This window comes from Mesorhizobium sp. M7A.F.Ca.CA.002.05.1.1 (genome assembly GCF_003998335.1).
GTDB lineage: Bacteria > Pseudomonadota > Alphaproteobacteria > Rhizobiales > Rhizobiaceae > Mesorhizobium.
On record NZ_RZQI01001263.1, the window covers coordinates 1 to 1,264 of the forward strand.

General features: G+C 65.7%; 1 protein-coding gene. It reads left to right on the forward strand.

The window, feature by feature from the left end:
• Positions 1–71: 71 nt before the first annotated feature.
• Positions 72–1,264: precorrin-3B synthase (gene cobG, locus EN939_RS34720; RefSeq protein WP_127271882.1), on the forward strand; the 1,193-nt coding region annotated here is incomplete at its 3' end.

A 1,264-nucleotide genomic window follows, 5' to 3' on the forward strand; every position in this document is an offset into this window, starting at 1 on the left:
CCCCTGCGCAACTCCGTCGATGACGATCTCACCGCCCTGATTGCCGAAGCAGAAGCGCTTGGGGTGGCGGCATGAACGCCTTCTCACGCCGCGGCGCCTGCCCGGCCTTGTCGGCGCCGATGCAGACCGGCGACGGGCTTTTGGTGCGGCTCAATCCGGTTGCTGGAGGCCCGTCTTCTGGAGGTCCGACTTCTGGAGGCCCGACTTCTGGAGGATTGTCGCCGAAGCTTTTGATCGGGTTAGCCGAATCCGCCTTGCGGCATGGCAATGGCATCATGGAAGTCACCGCGCGCGGCAGTCTGCAGATACGTGGGCTGACGACGGACAGCGCGATGCTGCTGGCGGCGGAGGTCGATGCGCTTGATATCGCGGTGCGCACCGGCGTGCCAGTCGAGACCGGCCCGCTGGCTGGCATCGATCCGCAAGAGATTGCCGATCCCCGGCCACTGGCTGAACGGATCAGGGCTGCAATCGAAGAAGCTGGGCTTGCGCAACGGTTGGGGCCGAAGGTTTCGGTGATTGTCGATGGCGGTGGGCAACTTGGGCTGGATTCGGTGACGGCCGATGTTCGGCTTGCTGCAACGCGCAGTGGTGCGAGAATCCAATGGCAGGTGTCTGTCGCGGGTGACGGGCAGAATGCGAAGCCGCTAGCGTTTGCTGATGAAGGTGCGGCTCGCGACATCGCCGTCGCGGCTCTAAGAATGATTGCCGAAAAAGGCCGTGAGGCCCACGCAAGGGATCTGTCGGAGAGACAATTGGCTTCTCTCGCAGGCTGGCATTCTACGGCGCCCCCCTCTGTCCTGCCGGACATCTCCCCCTCCAGGGGGGAGATTGGCAGCTTCACCGCAGGCTCCCCTCTTGCAGCATCGACAGTTGGCGAACGCGGCTCTCCAAGCGCAATCTCCCCCCTGGAGGGGGAGATGTCCGGCAGGACAGAGGGGGGCGCCGTAGAGCACTCTCGCCGGCCAATTGGCTTCTTCAATGTAAGCCACGCCACCGCCCTCGGCATCGCCCTCCCCTACGGCAGCATGCCGGCCGACAAGCTAATCGCTCTCGCCCAACACGCCCTCTCCCTCAACACAACCGAAATCCGCCTAGCCCCCGGCCGCGCCCTGCTCTTCCTCGGTCAGCCACCGGCAGCCAACCAACCCCTCCAACACACCGCCACCGCCCTCGGCTTCGTCACCGCCCCCACCGACCCGCGCACGCGCATTGCCGCTTGCCCCGGCACGCCGGCCTGCGCCTCCGGCCGCATTGCCACGCG